Below are 14,757 nucleotides of genomic sequence, written 5' to 3'. Positions count from 1 at the left end.
TGCAGGCGGACAGCCTGTGCAGGAAAAAGACTCGGTTTCCACGGGGGACGCCAACTTTCAGTTATTCCTACGCAAGTATTGCCGGTTTCGCTTTGCTATCAGAGTCTAGAGATGCTTGGAAAATGCGGCAGTATCCGTTAAAGACGGGTGATGTTCAACACATCGCCCGACAGGCTGACCTGTACCCCGGCCCCCCACAGCGGGTCGCGGCGTAAATCTTCGGCAACCTTGTACTGACCCGCGATGGATACCAGCTCAGCGGTCAACTGCTGGCAGAAAATACGGGCCCTGGTATCACCCTTGATGCCGGCGAGCGCACGGCCGCGCATCGGACCGTATACATGGATGTTGCCATCGGCGAGAAGTTCCGCGCCGGGGCTGACCGAGGAGACTACAACAAGGTCGCCGCCCTGGGCGTAAATCTGCTGCCCGCCGCGTACGGGGGTGGTGATGATCTTTGTAGGCTTGATCAGCGGTTCCGCCGGTTTTTCCGGTTTTTTCTTCACCTCGCCTTCGCCTGGATCCAGCGGACGCTCGCGTGCGCCGGACGGTGGCAATACTGGCAATTCAATTGCGATGGCCGCGGCAATGTCTTCGATCCGGCTGGCGCGAATCGCCAGGGTGCGCAAGCCGTGGGAGCGGCAGACGCGCATCAGGCCGGGCAGGTCGACAGAGCCCTGGCCGGCGGGCAGTTTGTCCAGGGCCAGTACCAGCGGGGCATTGTTGAAGAAGTTCGGCGCGAGGGCGACCTTGGCGGCGAGCTGGCGATCCAGGGCGTCGAGGTCGTTGCGGGCCAGTTCCAGCACGGTGATGGCGAGCATGCTGCCTTTCAGCTGGAACACGGGATCTTGGTCTAGCGGTTCGGTTTGGCTCATGGTCGGCAAAAGCGGCTTGTCACGAAAAGTGTCGAGACTTATAACGAGAACATCCACTGGCCGCAAGCCGAGTCGAACCGTTGTAGAATGCGCGGCCCTGTCTTTACCGGAATCTGTAATGGATCGCCCGCGTTTTCGAGCTGTATTTTTTCACCCGCGTTTTTGGCTGCTATGGCTGGGGCTCGGCCTGCTGTGGCTGGTCACCCAATTGCCGTACCGTGCGCTGCTGACCATTGGTCGCCTGCTGGGTGCGGGCATGTACCGCGTGGCCGGCGAGCGTCGCCGCATTGCCGCGCGCAACCTCGAGCTGTGCTTCCCGCAGAAGTCCGCCCGGGAGCGCAAGCGTCTGCTCAAGGAAAATTTCGCCTCCACCGGCATCGCCTTCTTCGAGATGGCCATGAGCTGGTGGTGGTCACGCCAGCGCCTGGCGCGTCTGGCTCACGTCGAAGGGCTTGAACACCTCAAGCAGGCGCAGTTGGACGGCAAGGGCGTGATCCTCATGGCCCTGCACTTCACCACCCTGGAAATCGGCGCGGCCCTGCTCGGCCAGAAACACACCATCGACGGTATGTACCGCGAGCACGGTAACCCGCTGTTCGACTATATCCAGCGCCGTGGCCGCGAACGGCACAACCTCGACTCGCTGGCGGTGGAGCGCGAAGACGTGCGCGGCATGCTCAAGCTGCTGCGCGCCGGCCGCGCCATCTGGTACGCGCCGGACCAGGACTACGGCGCCAAGCAGAGCGTTTTCGTGCCGCTGTTCGGCATCCAGGCCGCCACAGTGACCGCCACCAGCAAGTTCGCCAAACTGGGCAAGGCGCTGGTGGTGCCGTTCACCCAGGAGCGTCTGGCCGACGGCAGCGGCTATCGCCTGGTGATCCACGCACCATTGACCGACTTCCCCGGCGAGAGCGATGAAGTCGACGGCCTGCGCATCAATCAGTGGGTCGAAGCCGCTGTGAGTGAATGCCCCGAGCAATATTTGTGGACCCACCGCCGCTTCAAGAGCCGGCCACCGGGCGAGCCCAAGCTGTACGAAAAACGTCGTCGATAACCACCGTTTTCCCCCCACATGGAGTGATGCAATGCGTTCAGCCGAACCGGTCACAGGCTTGATTCTTTCCGGCGGCGGGGCGCGAGCGGCCTATCAGGTGGGGGTACTGGCGGCGATTGCCGAACTGTTGCCGCCCGGAGCACCCAATCCGTTTCCAGTCATCGTCGGCACCTCGACCGGGGCGATCAATGCGGTGAGCCTGGCCAGTGGCGCAATGGATTTTCGCGCGGCGATCCAACGGCTTACGGCGTTCTGGCAAGGTTTTGGCAGCCATCAGGTGGTGCGCAGCGACTGGCCCGGGGTGATGCGCCAGGCCAGTCGATTTTTCATCCACAGCCTGCTCGGCATTGGCCGGCAATTTCCGGTGGCGTTGCTCGACAGTTCGCCCCTGCGCGACCTGTTGCAGGACAAACTGCACTTGCCGGGCATCGATGAGGCGATCCGCAACAAGCACCTGCATGCGGTGGCGGTCACAGCCTTTGGCTATGAGTCCGGGCAAGCGGTGACCTTCTACCAGGGCGGCGGCACCATTGAGGCCTGGTTGCGCCACCGGCGCATCGGCGTCCCCACGCAACTGACCGTCGAACACCTGTTGGCAAGCTCCGCGATCCCTCTTCTGTTCGCTCCAGTAAAACTCGACCAGGAATACTTCGGCGACGGCGCTGTGCGCCAATCCGCGCCGATCAGTCCGGCCCTGCACCTGGGCGCCAGCCGGGTGCTGGTGGTGGGCGTCAGCGGCAATCCGCGCAGTCATGAACCGTCGATGCCGCGCAGCTTCACCGGCCAGCAACCGACCCTGGCGCAGATCGGCGGGCATATGCTCAACAGCACGTTCATCGACAGCCTGGAGAGCGATATCGAGTTGCTGGAGCGGTTGAACCAGTTCAGTCATGCCGCGCCCGGCGTTGCGTCAGTGGAGGTGCTGGTGATCGCGCCCAGCCAACCGATCGATGAAATTGCCGCGCGGCATCGCCAGGAATTGCCGGCGGCGCTGCGGGTGTTTCTGAAGGGGCCGGGGGCGACGAAGACGAGCGGGGCGGGGGTGTTGAGTTACTTGCTGTTCGAGGCAGGGTATTGCAGCGAGTTGATTGAGTTGGGCAGGCGTGATGCGTTGGCCAAGCGCGAGGAAATCACCCGATTCCTCGGCTTGCCCCCATCAACGTTTAGAAGTGGTACTTGACCAAAAAGCTCGCCGTGTCCTGGGTGGTCTTGAACGCGCCGGAATCTTCAATGCCGTACTTGTTCTTCCAGTAGTCGTACTCAAAGCCGACATACAACTGCTTCTCGCCCCAGTGCAGCGCCTTGCCCAGGTCATATTTCACCTGCGGATTGAAGTGCAGGTTGGCGTGGTAAGTGCCACGGGCGTTACGGTCGTTGTCCACCACCCAGTCGATGAAACCATCAATCAGGATGTTCGAGTTGCCCACCGGCAGGGTATAGGCCCACACCGGCGTGATCTGCCAGACACCGTCACCCGGGCGATTGCCTTCGGTCTGGCGCTGATAGAAGTTCAGCTGGAAATAGTCGAAACCGGGGATGTTCAAATCAAAGGCCGGGCCGAGCAGGTAGGACTCGTTATCGCCTTCGCCGAACTCGTAGGTGAAGGCCAGCAACACGTCCTTGATCGGGCCCAGCGACAGGTCCTTGTCCAGAATCTTGCCCAATGACAGGCGCGGGCTGAACTCGCCGTAGTAGGTATTCGGGCCGACGTTGCCGTCTTCCTTGCCGTTGTAAAAGATGCGGTCGAGGAAGAAGAAGTTGTCGCCGTATTTCCAGGCGTCGGCATGTTCGAAGGTCACGGTTTGCTGGATCTGCGGGTTGACCGTAAAGTTTTTGCCCCACAGGTAGGTCAGGCTGTTGTTCTGCCACTGCAGCAAATCATCGGCCATGGCCTGGCCGCCGGCCAGCAGGGATCCTGCCAGCATCAGGCCTTTGAACATAGGTTTCATTCGGTGCTCCCGAGTTTAAGGTGGTGTGTTTCTTCTAATGGCGCTCTGGTCTGGCGCCTTTGGGTTCGCTGCAAAAATCGTCTGATCGGTCAGCTTTGATACTGATAGCAAGAGCCGCGCCAAGGCAGGCAGTGGCAATCAATTCGAGCGGGCGCGGAGAATACTGACTCGCGCACCGGGGCTCAAGTGCGCCGTTGCGGCGCACGCGTCACGCATTGCGCTTCATCAGCGCACAACACTTTCCCTGTGGGAGGGAGCAAGCCCCCTCCCATTGGATTTGCGTCAGCCTGTCAGTTGATGTGCGCGCCCTGGTTGATCCAAGTGCCGATCAAGTCCCGCTCCTGCTGGGTCATCTGGGTGATGTTGCCCAGCGGCATGATCGGGCTGGCGATAGCCTGCGCCTGGATGCGTGCGGCCTGCTGCTGGATCTGCGCCGGGGTGTCGAACATTACGCCGGCTGGCGCGGTGCTGAACAACGGGCTGGTGGGCCTGGCCGAATGGCACACAGTGCAGCGTTGTTCGATCACGCTGTGCACCTGGCCGAAATCGATGGCAGCCTGGGCCGGTGTCGGTTCGGCAGGTGGTGCAGCGGGAGCGGCGGGTTTCAAGCCACCGCCCAGCGCGGTTTCCGGCAACGGCTGGTACTCGATGGCAGCCGGCGACTTGGCCACGTCCACCGTTGGCTTGGGCCCGGTCACGTACGCCAGGCAAATCATCGCCAGGGCACCCACCGGTAAGGTCCATGCGTACTTCTGGCTGTTGTGCCGAGTGTTGAAGTAATGCCGCACCAGCACGGCCGCCACCGCAATCCCCGCCAGGATCAGCCAGTTGTAATGGCTGCCGTAGGTGCTCGGAAAGTGGTTGCTGATCATGATGAACAGCACCGGCAAGGTGAAGTAGTTGTTGTGGCGCGAGCGCAGCAAGCCCTTGGCCGGCAGCGCCGGGTCGGGTGTGCGGTGTTCGGCGATGGCCGCTACCAGTGCGCGCTGGGCGGGCATGATGATGCGGAACACGTTGCCCACCATGATCGTGCCGATCACCGCACCCACATGCAGGTAGGCGCCACGGCCACTGAATACCTTGCTGAAACCGTAGGCCGCTGCAATCAACAGCACGAACAGGATCAGGCCGAGCAGGGCGGGGCGCTTGCCCAGTGCCGAGTCGCAGAGAAACGAGTAGATGAACCAGCCGGCAAACAGCGAGCCGATGCCCAGCAACACGCCTTCGGTGCCGCTGAGGCTGCTGCCCGGCGCCAGCAGGTACAAGGTCGGATTCCAGTAGAACACCACGCACAACAGCGCAACGCCCGACATCCAGGTGAAATAGGCTTCCCATTTGAACCAGTGCAGGTTGTCCGGCATGGTCGGCGGGGCCAGTTTGTATTTTTCCAGGTGATAGATGCCGCCACCGTGGATCGCCCACAAGTCACCGGCCAGGCCGTCCCTGGGGTTGACGCGGTTGAGGTTGTTTTCCAGCCAGACAAAGTAGAAAGAAGCGCCGATCCAGGCGACGCCGGTGATCATGTGAACCCAGCGCACGCTGAGGTTCAGCCATTCCAACAGATGTGCTTCCACAGTCTTTACCTCTCGCCTGTCACCCTTGTTGTCGGGTGATCCGGCCTTCTCTTATTGGTGGGGGGCGAGGATCAACCGCTCATCCTCTTGGAAAAAATGCTCATCGCAGTTATTGCCTGTGCCACTGCGATCAACCACCAGGAAGTCATCCCGCTTTTCGATCGTCAGCACCGGGTGGTGCCAGACGCCGCGATGGTAATTGATGCCCTGCCTGCCGTTGGTGACGAAGGCGCGGACCAAGCCCGATACAGGTGCATCGCCAAGTGGCGCGACCACGATCAGAAAGGGGTTGCCGAGCAGCGGAATGAACGCCTGGCTGCCCAGCGGGTGTCGCTCCAGCATGCACACGGTCATGGGCATGTCCTGCGCGTCGGCGCGGAAGATGCTGATGATCGCGTGGTCTTCAGGCTGGGCGGTTTCTACCGTTGCCAGCTTGTGAAAGCGCATGGTCGACCCGTTGTTGATCATGAAGTGATCGCTGCCGTCGGTTTCGATAACGTCACCGAAAGGGGCGAAGGCTTCTTTGGTCAGGGGTTCGATCATCAGTGTGCGCATGGCTGTCTCTTATCCGAATGCTGTGTTGTTTGGTCTGGTGCTATCGCGGGCAAGCCCGGCTCCCACAGGGAATGCATTTCAACTGTGGGAGCTGGCTTGCCTGCGATGGCTCCACCGCTTACTTCGAAACCTTACCGAGGACACGCAGGCGACTCACCCCACCATCCGGGAACACATTCAAGCGAATGTGGGTAATCGGCCCCAATGCCTTGATCTGCTCGGCAAACGTATGCTCGGCGTGCATTTCCAGCTTCTGTGCCGGCAGCAGTTCGCGCCAGAACAGCGACTGGGTTTCGATCTGGCTGTCGGTGCCGCCCTTCACGAAAGCAGCCTGGATCGAGCAGGTGTCCGGGTAGTTGCCCTTGAAATGCAGAGTGTCGACGATGATTTTCTCGACCTCGCCAGCATGCCCCAGGGCAACGATCACCCAGTCATTGCCGGGCGTGCGACGACGCGCGGTTTCCCAGCCATCGCCCATGTTGACGCCACGACCCGGGTTGAGGATGTTGCTCATGCGCCCGAAATGTTCATCGGAACAGGCCAGCGCACGACCGCCATTCAAGGCCGCGGCCAGGTCGAGTTGTTCGTTGTCGCCCACCGCCGACCAGTCGCGAAACGGTACGCCGTACACTCGCAGACGGGCCACGCCGCCATCCGGGTAAATATTGAAGCGCAGGTGGCTGAACGCCTGGTCGTTGTTGATCTCGTGGAAGTGATGGCTGTTGCCCTGTAGCTCGACGGCCGACAGGATCTCAACCCACTGGGTGTTGTCATCCGGCTCGCCGCTTGCGAGGAAGCACGCCTCGAGGGATGCCGACGGTGGGTAGTTGCCGGTGAAGAATGAGGTGTCGATGTCCACGCCCTTGATCGAGCCGGGCACGCCCAGCTGAATCACCGCGCTGTCGTAGCCTTCGAAGCGCTTGCGGCGCGACTCCCAGCCGTCCATCCACTTGCCGTTGTCATCGAACACGCCCTCCTTCCACACGGCCGGGGTGGGTTGGAAGAGGCGATTGGCGTCGGCGAACCAGTCATCGGTCACCGAGAGAATCCGGGTGCCCAGGCGGGCGTCGGCGAGGTTGACGAACTTCTCGAAAGGTACGGCGTGAGCTTTCATTCTTCTTGTCTGCCTTGAGTTGAGTGGCTGGGGCGGGTCTTCAAAGGGTGAGTAAACGGAACAACGCGATCTTGTTGATCTCGTCCAGTGCGCATTTGAATTCGGTGTCCGCCGAATGATGAATGCGCGTTTCGAACGCAGCGAGGATCTGGTGCCGGTTGCTGCCTTTTACCGCCATGATGAAGGGAAACTTGAATTTGGTCTTGTAGGCTTGGTTCAGCTCGGTGAAGCGAGAAAACTCTTCGGCCGTGCACTGGTGAATACCGGCGCCAGCCTGTTCATTCGTGCTGGCTTCGGTCAACTGGCCCTGGACGGCGGCTTTGCCGGCCAGGTCCGGGTGCGCGTTGATCAGGGCCAACTGGCTGGCGTGATCGGCGCTGAGCAGGATATCGCTCATGCGCTGATGCAGGGTTTCAATCTGGTCGATGGACGCATCCTGGCCCAGGTCGAAAGCCTTTTCGGCCACCCAGGGCGAGTGCTCATAGATATCGGCAAACGCGGCGACGAACGCCTCGCGGCTCAGGCTCGAGGGTTTCAGCGTGTTGAAGGCGCTCATTTCGCAACTCCCGTGTACGGGTAGGTGGCGTGCCAGTGTCGCGCGATATCGACGCGACGGGTAAACCACACCTGTTCATGGCCTTTGACGTATTCGATAAACCGCTGCAACGCGGCCAGGCGTGCCGGGCGGCCGATGAGGCGGCAGTGCAGGCCGATGGAGAGCATTTTCGGTGCCTCGGCGCCCTCGGCGTACAGCACGTCGAAGGCGTCCTTGAGGTACTCGAAAAAGTCATCGCCCTTATTGAAGCCCTGCACCTGGGTGAAGCGCATGTCGTTGGTGTCGAGGGTGTAGGGGATCACCAGGTGCGGCTTGCCGGTGGGGGTGTTCGGTTCCCAGTAGGGCAGGTCGTCGTCGTAAGTGTCGCAGTCGTACAGGAAACCGCCTTCTTCCATCACCAGCCGCCGAGTGTTGGGGCCGGTGCGGCCGGTGTACCAGCCCAGTGGGCGCTCACCGGTCAGCTCGGTAAGGATGCGGATCGCTTCGTGCAGGTGCTCGCGCTCCTGGGCCTCGTCCATGTACTGGTAGTCGATCCAGCGGTAGCCGTGGCTGCAGATTTCGTGGCCGGCATCGACCATCGCACGGATTACGTCCGGGTGGCGCTGGGCGGCCATGGCCACGGCGAAGATGGTCAGCGGGATATCGAACTGCTTGAACAACTTGAGGATGCGCCACACGCCGGCACGGCTGCCGTATTCGTACAGCGACTCCATGCTCATGTTGCGCGCGCCCTGCAGCGGCTGGGCCGAGACCATTTCCGAGAGGAAGGCTTCGGACTCCTTGTCGCCGTGCAGTATATTGCGCTCGCCACCTTCCTCGTAGTTGAGCACGAACGACAGCGCGATACGTGCCTTGCCCGGCCAATGGGGGTGAGGAGGGTTACTGCCGTAACCGATCAGGTCGCGTGGGTAGTCAGCGCTCACTGCAGTCTTCCTTCTTGTGCGTGGTAGCAGGTGTGTGGCGGCCGGGCCCTGAAAAGACGGGGTGGCGTCACGGCAATGAGTGATTGTATACAACTTGATGCGAAATTTGTAAGCCTGCATTTCTGCATTTTTTCCTGGAGGAATCACTGCAAGAAACTTGCCTGGCTGGTCAGCTAATCCATAAAAATCCTACTGCAGGAGCGAGCTTGCTCGCGAAGATCTCCAGTACGCCACTTTTATGCTGAACGAACGCGTTATCGTTGACGTTTTTCGCGAGCGAGCTCGCTGCTGCAGGGGACGGGGCGCGTGTTGAAATTATTGTGTACAGTTTTTTTAAAAAGTGTCTTAATCGGCCATCGCCGACTTTTTGTTGCCCTGAAAAAGTGCGGCTCTTCTTCTACTGACTTCGGGAGGCGCATAACGCCATGGGACGTTTGACCACGCACGTTTTGGACGCCGCACACGGCTGCCCCGGCAGCCATATCCAGGTCGAGCTGTACCGCGTCGAGGGGGCGCAGTTGGCACGGGTGGCCACGGCCGTGACCAACAGCGACGGCCGTTGCGACGCGCCGCTGCTGCAGGGCGACGACTACCGCAGCGGCGTCTATCAGTTGCAGTTCAGCGCCGGCGATTACTACCGCGCTCGGGGTGTACCGTTGCCCGAGCCGGCTTTTCTGGATGTGGTGGTGCTGCGTTTCGGCATCAGCGCCGAACAGGATCACTACCACGTTCCCTTGTTGATTTCGCCTTACAGCTACTCAACGTATCGCGGCAGTTGAGCGTCATCTCGACTCATGCCTCACAAGCGCTTCGTTGGTTTTTTGCCCGCCCACACGGCGGGTTTTTTTTGTCTGCCCAAAAGGGCGCGCCGCCAGCCGTTATTTAAATAGCGCCTGGGTCCGCTGCCGCCTCTCTACCCTGCTTTTTTCAAGCAGAAGTGGACGTAGACATGGAATCCGGACAGCAGGCATCGGCCAGTGAGAGCACGCCACGGCAACGACGCAGTGAGCACGACAGCAGTCTGATGCTTGATCATCTCACCGCCACGCCCAAATCCAGCCGGCAGCTCAATGAGCTCTACCTGGTCAACTCACGTTGCGAGCGTCATATCCATTTGTTGCAACAGGCGCAAAGAGCATCCCCCAGGATCAGTCGCTTGATTCGCCAGACCTTGCGCGACACCTTCCAGATGGACCCCGACTCGTTGCTGCTCAATGTGCCGCTGTCTCCCCATGCACCCCGGTGGAGCCGCAGTCTGACCGATACGGTGATGAGGTTGCTGGCCGAGCGCGCTTGCGTCAGGCAGGGCCTGTCGAGCGAGGCGTGCCAGGCCAGGCAACTGGCCGATGATGTTCTGGGACGTGTACTGAATGTGGATCTACTGAAGCGGATCGAATCCTCGGTGCCGGCCGCCTGGCAGGCGCTGTCCAACAGCCGCTTCATTTCCCGCAAGGAGCACTGGTGCGAATTGTACGGGTCGTTCATCGCTGACCAGGCCGTTCTGGCACATGGCTTGAATCAATTGTCCGATGCTGGACTGGCGATGATCATGGCGATGGTTGAAGCGCCGACACCTGCGCAGCGCGCACGCGCAGGAGGCGAATGGGCCCATTTGAACGTCGCGCAAGTGGTCTGTCCGGGCCGCTCGCAGGGCTCGATTCCCTTCAGCGGTGCCTTGCATCTTTACTACGACGGGGCGCAGGGCGATCCGCGACAGGTGCTGTTCCTGCCGGGCCTGACGCCGGTGTTTTACGAGTTCGACACTCTGGAGCAGTGGCAGCGGCGATTTCCCAGGCTGGTCAGTGCTCATGTGCAAGCATTGTGGCCGCTGCTGCCGCTGCGCAGGCGCCATGAGCTGCCCGATGTGACCGCCGCGTCGTTGCTACCCATCGTGGTGGGTGAGGCGGGCCCGTTGATCGTCGAAGATGCCATCACCCACAGCGCCACGGCGCTTCTGGACGTGCAATGGGATAACGAACTGGCAACCCTGATGGATATCAATATCGCGTTTCTGTTTCCCGGCAATGCGATCAAGGGCGCGTACATGAGCCCCTCGGAGCGCTTGCTGGAGGTGGAGCAAGGGCGCAGGCAGATCGTTGTAACCCCGGGCTTGAGGTCGGCGCTTGCACAGCTACTGGTGCGCGATCAAAAACAGCGACATCTGGAGATCAGCTTCGCCAGCCTCTCCAGGCATTTGCCATTGCGCATGTGTGAAATGAAGCAGCGCAAGTATGAACGTGCTGTTGGCGCCTTGCTCGACCCGCAGAAACCTGAGGCGCAAAGCGCGGACTATGTGGCCTTCACCGCCGAGCACGAGCAATGGTTGGCATTGCGTGCGCAAGGATCGGCCTTGCTTGAAGGCAGCAAGCACAGGTTGGGTGACCACGCATTCTGGGCCGCTGATTGCAACGACCAGCAGAGCATTCAACGCCGCCTGCTATCGGTCCGAGGCGCGGCCCTGATCAAAGAAGCCCAGTTGCAGTATCGATTGAAATTCATCGACAAAACGCTGCTGGATGGGCTCCGCCTGCTGGTCGAGAACCCGTTGCAATGGCGCACCTGCGGCTTCAGGGCACTGTCGATGAGCGTCGGTGCTCGCGGTCAACCCGGATACCGCTTGCAGGCGGCGTTCGTGCTGGTCAGGGATGCGGCTTCCTCAACTCTAGACGCCCGTCAGGCGGCGTTGCTCTATGTGCCGGGTGTGGAAGGCGGACTGCAACGATTCAGGACTCTTACGCTGCTGGAGCGGTGCTTAAAGGCTAGCTTCAAGGCGCGCGAACCGGGTGCGCTGTGGCAGTGCATCGGGCGTGGCGAGCGTAACGCGGCGCGAGCCTGGGCCCGAGGGCTGAGGGCGGACGAGCCGATGGTGCTGACCTTCGAGGACATTGAAGGTGAGGTATTGCTGACCGGCTTGAATGAACAGATCAAAGGTTTTACTGACGCGCGGCAGAACATTTTGCAGGGCACGAAGGTATTTACTGAGGTCACAGACGCTGTCCTGGCGACGACATTGTTGTCCGTAGAGTTCGCCCAAAGCCTGCAGGTCCCGACCAGCGAGGCGAGGGAGCAGGCGTTGACCCAGGTGAATACAGTGATGGTCGCCGCGAGGCTCGCGACCAGGCTACCGACATGGCATACCCGTCTGCCGGTCTCCAAGCGCAAGCGATACGAACGTCACTTACGTCAGCAGCAACGCAGTGAGCTCAATTTGCAGCGTTATCTGGTGACGCAACTGGGAGACGTGCAAACCTTCGCTCGCGCGCTGCTGATCCGGCAGTTGACCGTCGATGGTTTTTATCCGGAGCTGGATATCGACAAGCCATTGTTCGACATTCCCGATGACGTGAGCAGTGTCTGGGCCAGTCATCCTGAACGCACCATAGGTGAGTCGGGGCCAAAAGTCGTGGTCAGCAAAGAGCGCAGCACGTTCAGCTTTATGCAGCTTGCATTGAGCAACCTCGATCCGCAGGCGCCCTGGACGCGGTGGCGGCTGAACCGCGCGCGCTACCTTGATCCGGCATGGCGCACGCGTTTGTCTGTGGATTACCTGATCAAGACCATCTCGGCGCTGGACATAAGTGGGCAATATGATCGCAGGATCCTCGACGTTTGCTATGGCGAGGGCGATCGCGAGACGACTGCGCACACCGCGCCTCTGCTCCATGAGCTGCTGCGCAGGCCCGTTCAGCGTCAAACCCGACTGGACATGATCAATGCCGAACACCTGAAGCTGAGCGAGCACGGCATGCGCCTGTTCAAGCGCGCAGTGAAGGCAAAAACGGGGTTGCGGTTTTGTTTCCTGAGGCTTGAGGCGCTGACCGTGCCATGGGCGCGTCACATTGCCGGGATTGTAGTGATTCAGGACCGCGAGGGTGAGCAGTGCCTTCTTTATTGGCCAGGCCAGTTCGACTACCCGGCGCTGTCGGAATATCCCGACCGCAAGGCGCTGCTTGCAGCGCTGATGACTCACTTGCAGCCCCGGGAAAAAGCCATCGAACTGGCACACTACATCGCGCCCGATTCCGAGTTCAGGGCGCTTGCCGGTTATCCGGGTGAGCTCAGGCCGGTGGTTGAACCGCAGTGGCTTTGGCGCTCCATGTTGGAGCAGTTGAATCTCTTTGCGGTGCCGCCGATTGACGAACCCCGTGAGGTTTTATTGGCCAGGCATCTCTACCGATGGTTTGAGTCGCACCGCGTGTTTCCGGCGACGGCATTGACCGAGATACAAGCGGAGATCCTTGAGCAGCAAAGGGCAGACCCCTCGAATTGGTTGGCTCTGACTGAAACTGACGCACGTAATATGGTAGGCGCTCTGGCCCATGCAAAGGTCTTGCAGGCGCAGCGCCAGGGCCGTGCCGAAGCCAATTCCCGGGAGTATCTGGACGCTTATCGTGAGTGGCGACTGGATGAACAGGCAGGTCGCAGGATCAGAGGGTTTTTGTCACTGATACCGTTTGTGTCCATAGCCGTGTTGTCCTACGAAGCGCTGCTCGCCGCTCGGCGTTTTTATCACAGCACCACTGCCGACAATGCGGTGGACTTGCTGATCGCCCTGCACCAGATCCTCCTGGAAATAGCCATGACGTTTATTTCCGCGAGCACTGCGCAACTAGGCAAAGTCGGTGCGAGGTCCTTTGCCGGCTTATTTAGCAAGGGCTTCAAACAGTTGAGGCGACGCCACCGAGGCCAGGGCGAATGGTCCGTTAACCGGCCCCCATCACCCATCACCAGCAACGGGCTGGAACCCTACAAAATGCCTGGGATTGTCACTGATGCGATCGAACTGAAAAGGCCGAACCATAGAGGTTCGTTTGTCAAAGAGGGCGAACAATTCATGACCAATGCCGAAGGCTCGCGCTATGGCGTGTATCGGCGCGAAGGGGAGCAACAGCTTCGTTTCAAAAACAGACAGACCCCTGGAGAAAATGAGCTGTTTTTGTTGATTGATGAGCCGCGCCAGTGGTTGTTGGGGGCCGATGCCCCGGAGCCGACGCCGGGTCCAAGCTCGCGCCTTACGCCATTGCAAGCGCCTCCTACGCCTTTGCGTACTCCGGTCAGTTGGAGCGCGCCACCCAGGGTGTCGTCTGCAGAGTTGGCCAGACGGGCGCGCAACCTGTCGAGTGCCTGGCGCGAATGGGGGCAAGTGCTCGACTCCGCCAAGGCGACACCCGTATCTCCAGGCAGCAAACTCTACAGCGTTCAAGGTGCGGTCAATCCAAGTCTGAAAATAGGCGAGTTTTTTTATGAGACCTTTCCGGCCGGCTCGCAGGCCCATCCCAATGTGAGGTTCATCAAGCCGCCGGGATCGCTTTTTGACCGCCTGGAAGGGATTGGTGCGCGCTTGGGGGACAGTTCCGTTGCGCAACCTGTGCTGTTTACCTTCGGCGAAGACCTGCGGTGGACTGCCCGCGCACCGCTGTTCAGCGAGCCTTTGCCTGCCTCCATAAAAGCCAGGTTCCCGGACATGACCAACGCCAGCGTTCAACAGGCGGCACACAGGCTGGTTGAACTGGCTGATCCAGGTCAGACGTCCCTGACGACCACTCGCTTGTTGAACATACGCGCCGCATTGGACAGGTGGACGCCCGCAGCGGCAGGGCAGATGGCCCGCACTGATGATTTATTGACAATGCTTCGACCTGTGAATCCGCGGCGCGTGACCAGTCTCTACATCGGCGTTGACGGTGAGGTGGGCGGTTTTGAGCGGATTGATTTTTACCTGCCTCATGCCCTTGACGCGTCATTGTTGCGCAAGACCACAGGCCGCGACCCCGTCACTTTCAGGCGCGCAGCCGCTTCTGCCGACGCCGCCACGCGAACGCTGCAGACGCTGGGATTTCACATGGAGCCTCCCCTGCAGTTTGCTTATGCGCCCAATCTTCCCCATCTTCTGGCTACACACCCCTCATCCGGTAACCTTTATTACATTGTGCCCAAATGGATGGATACCAGAAGTTTGGACATGAAGAGGGGTAGGGGTCGATTACTTTCCAATGCCTGGCTGCAAGACAAAAGCGTCGTGTATCCGCACGCGTTCAGGCCGGTTATGGCGGCTCTGAACGAGGGTCGACTGGTCAAGCTGTTTGCAGGTATTCAAAGCATTGATCCAGCGACGGTGTATTTTTTGCGACCGGCAGATCTGGGATGAGTCCGCCTG

At 60.4% G+C, this 14,757-nt stretch carries 11 protein-coding genes; 4 read left to right on the top strand and 7 right to left on the bottom strand.

Going from position 1 to position 14,757, the window contains the following annotated elements:
• Nucleotides 1-137: 137 nt before the first annotated feature.
• Nucleotides 138-875, bottom strand: coding sequence for a septum site-determining protein MinC (minC, locus tag VRB54_RS16265; protein WP_338477997.1), 738 nt, complete (start codon nt 873-875; stop codon nt 138-140).
• Nucleotides 876-993: 118 nt separating this feature from the next.
• Here minC and VRB54_RS16260 point away from each other — a divergent pair, with 118 nt between their 5' ends.
• Nucleotides 994-1,929, top strand: coding sequence for a lipid A biosynthesis lauroyl acyltransferase (locus tag VRB54_RS16260; protein ID WP_209983377.1), 936 nt, complete (start codon nt 994-996; stop codon nt 1,927-1,929).
• A 31-nt stretch (nt 1,930-1,960) separates the two neighbouring features.
• Entirely contained in the window at nt 1,961-3,109 is a 1,149-nt protein-coding gene (locus VRB54_RS16255) for a patatin-like phospholipase family protein (protein WP_338477996.1), read from the top strand.
• Here VRB54_RS16255 and VRB54_RS16250 read toward each other — a convergent pair.
• The 6 genes from VRB54_RS16250 to puuE form a co-directional block, all read right to left on the bottom strand.
• Nucleotides 3,093-3,878, bottom strand: coding sequence for an outer membrane protein OmpK (locus tag VRB54_RS16250; protein ID WP_338477995.1), 786 nt, complete (start codon nt 3,876-3,878; stop codon nt 3,093-3,095). The genes VRB54_RS16255 and VRB54_RS16250 overlap by 17 nt on opposite strands.
• Before the next feature lie 290 nt (nt 3,879-4,168).
• Nucleotides 4,169-5,452, bottom strand: a complete 1,284-nt coding sequence (locus VRB54_RS16245; protein WP_338477993.1) for a urate hydroxylase PuuD — start codon at nt 5,450-5,452, stop codon at nt 4,169-4,171.
• A 51-nt stretch (nt 5,453-5,503) separates the two neighbouring features.
• A complete protein-coding gene (locus VRB54_RS16240) occupies nt 5,504-6,007 on the bottom strand; it encodes an ureidoglycolate lyase (RefSeq protein ID WP_209983370.1) in 504 nt (167 codons plus the stop codon).
• A 118-nt stretch (nt 6,008-6,125) separates the two neighbouring features.
• Nucleotides 6,126-7,121, bottom strand: coding sequence for an allantoicase (gene alc, locus VRB54_RS16235; protein WP_338477991.1), 996 nt, complete (start codon nt 7,119-7,121; stop codon nt 6,126-6,128).
• A 40-nt stretch (nt 7,122-7,161) separates the two neighbouring features.
• A complete protein-coding gene (gene uraD, locus VRB54_RS16230) occupies nt 7,162-7,677 on the bottom strand; it encodes a 2-oxo-4-hydroxy-4-carboxy-5-ureidoimidazoline decarboxylase (protein WP_338477990.1) in 516 nt (171 codons plus the stop codon).
• On the bottom strand, nt 7,674-8,600 hold the full coding sequence (puuE, locus tag VRB54_RS16225) for an allantoinase PuuE (protein ID WP_338477989.1): 927 nt from the start codon (nt 8,598-8,600) through the stop codon (nt 7,674-7,676). The genes uraD and puuE overlap by 4 nt, the downstream gene beginning before the upstream one ends.
• Nucleotides 8,601-9,025: 425 nt before the next feature.
• Between puuE and uraH the strand changes: the two genes are divergently transcribed.
• Together uraH and VRB54_RS16215 are read left to right on the top strand one after the other, a co-directional pair.
• Nucleotides 9,026-9,379 (top strand): hydroxyisourate hydrolase, encoded by a 354-nt coding sequence (gene uraH, locus VRB54_RS16220; RefSeq protein WP_338477988.1) that lies wholly within the window; start codon nt 9,026-9,028, stop codon nt 9,377-9,379.
• 170 nt (nt 9,380-9,549) lie between these two features.
• Entirely contained in the window at nt 9,550-14,748 is a 5,199-nt protein-coding gene (locus VRB54_RS16215) for a dermonecrotic toxin domain-containing protein (RefSeq protein ID WP_338477987.1), read from the top strand.
• Nucleotides 14,749-14,757: the final 9 nt, after the last annotated feature.

The sequence above is a fragment of the Pseudomonas trivialis genome (assembly GCF_036864995.1).
In the GTDB taxonomy this organism is placed as follows: Bacteria; Pseudomonadota; Gammaproteobacteria; order Pseudomonadales; family Pseudomonadaceae; genus Aquipseudomonas; species Aquipseudomonas trivialis.
The sequence above is the reverse complement of the archived record's forward strand: the minus strand, read 5'-3'. Positions and strand labels throughout refer to the sequence as shown.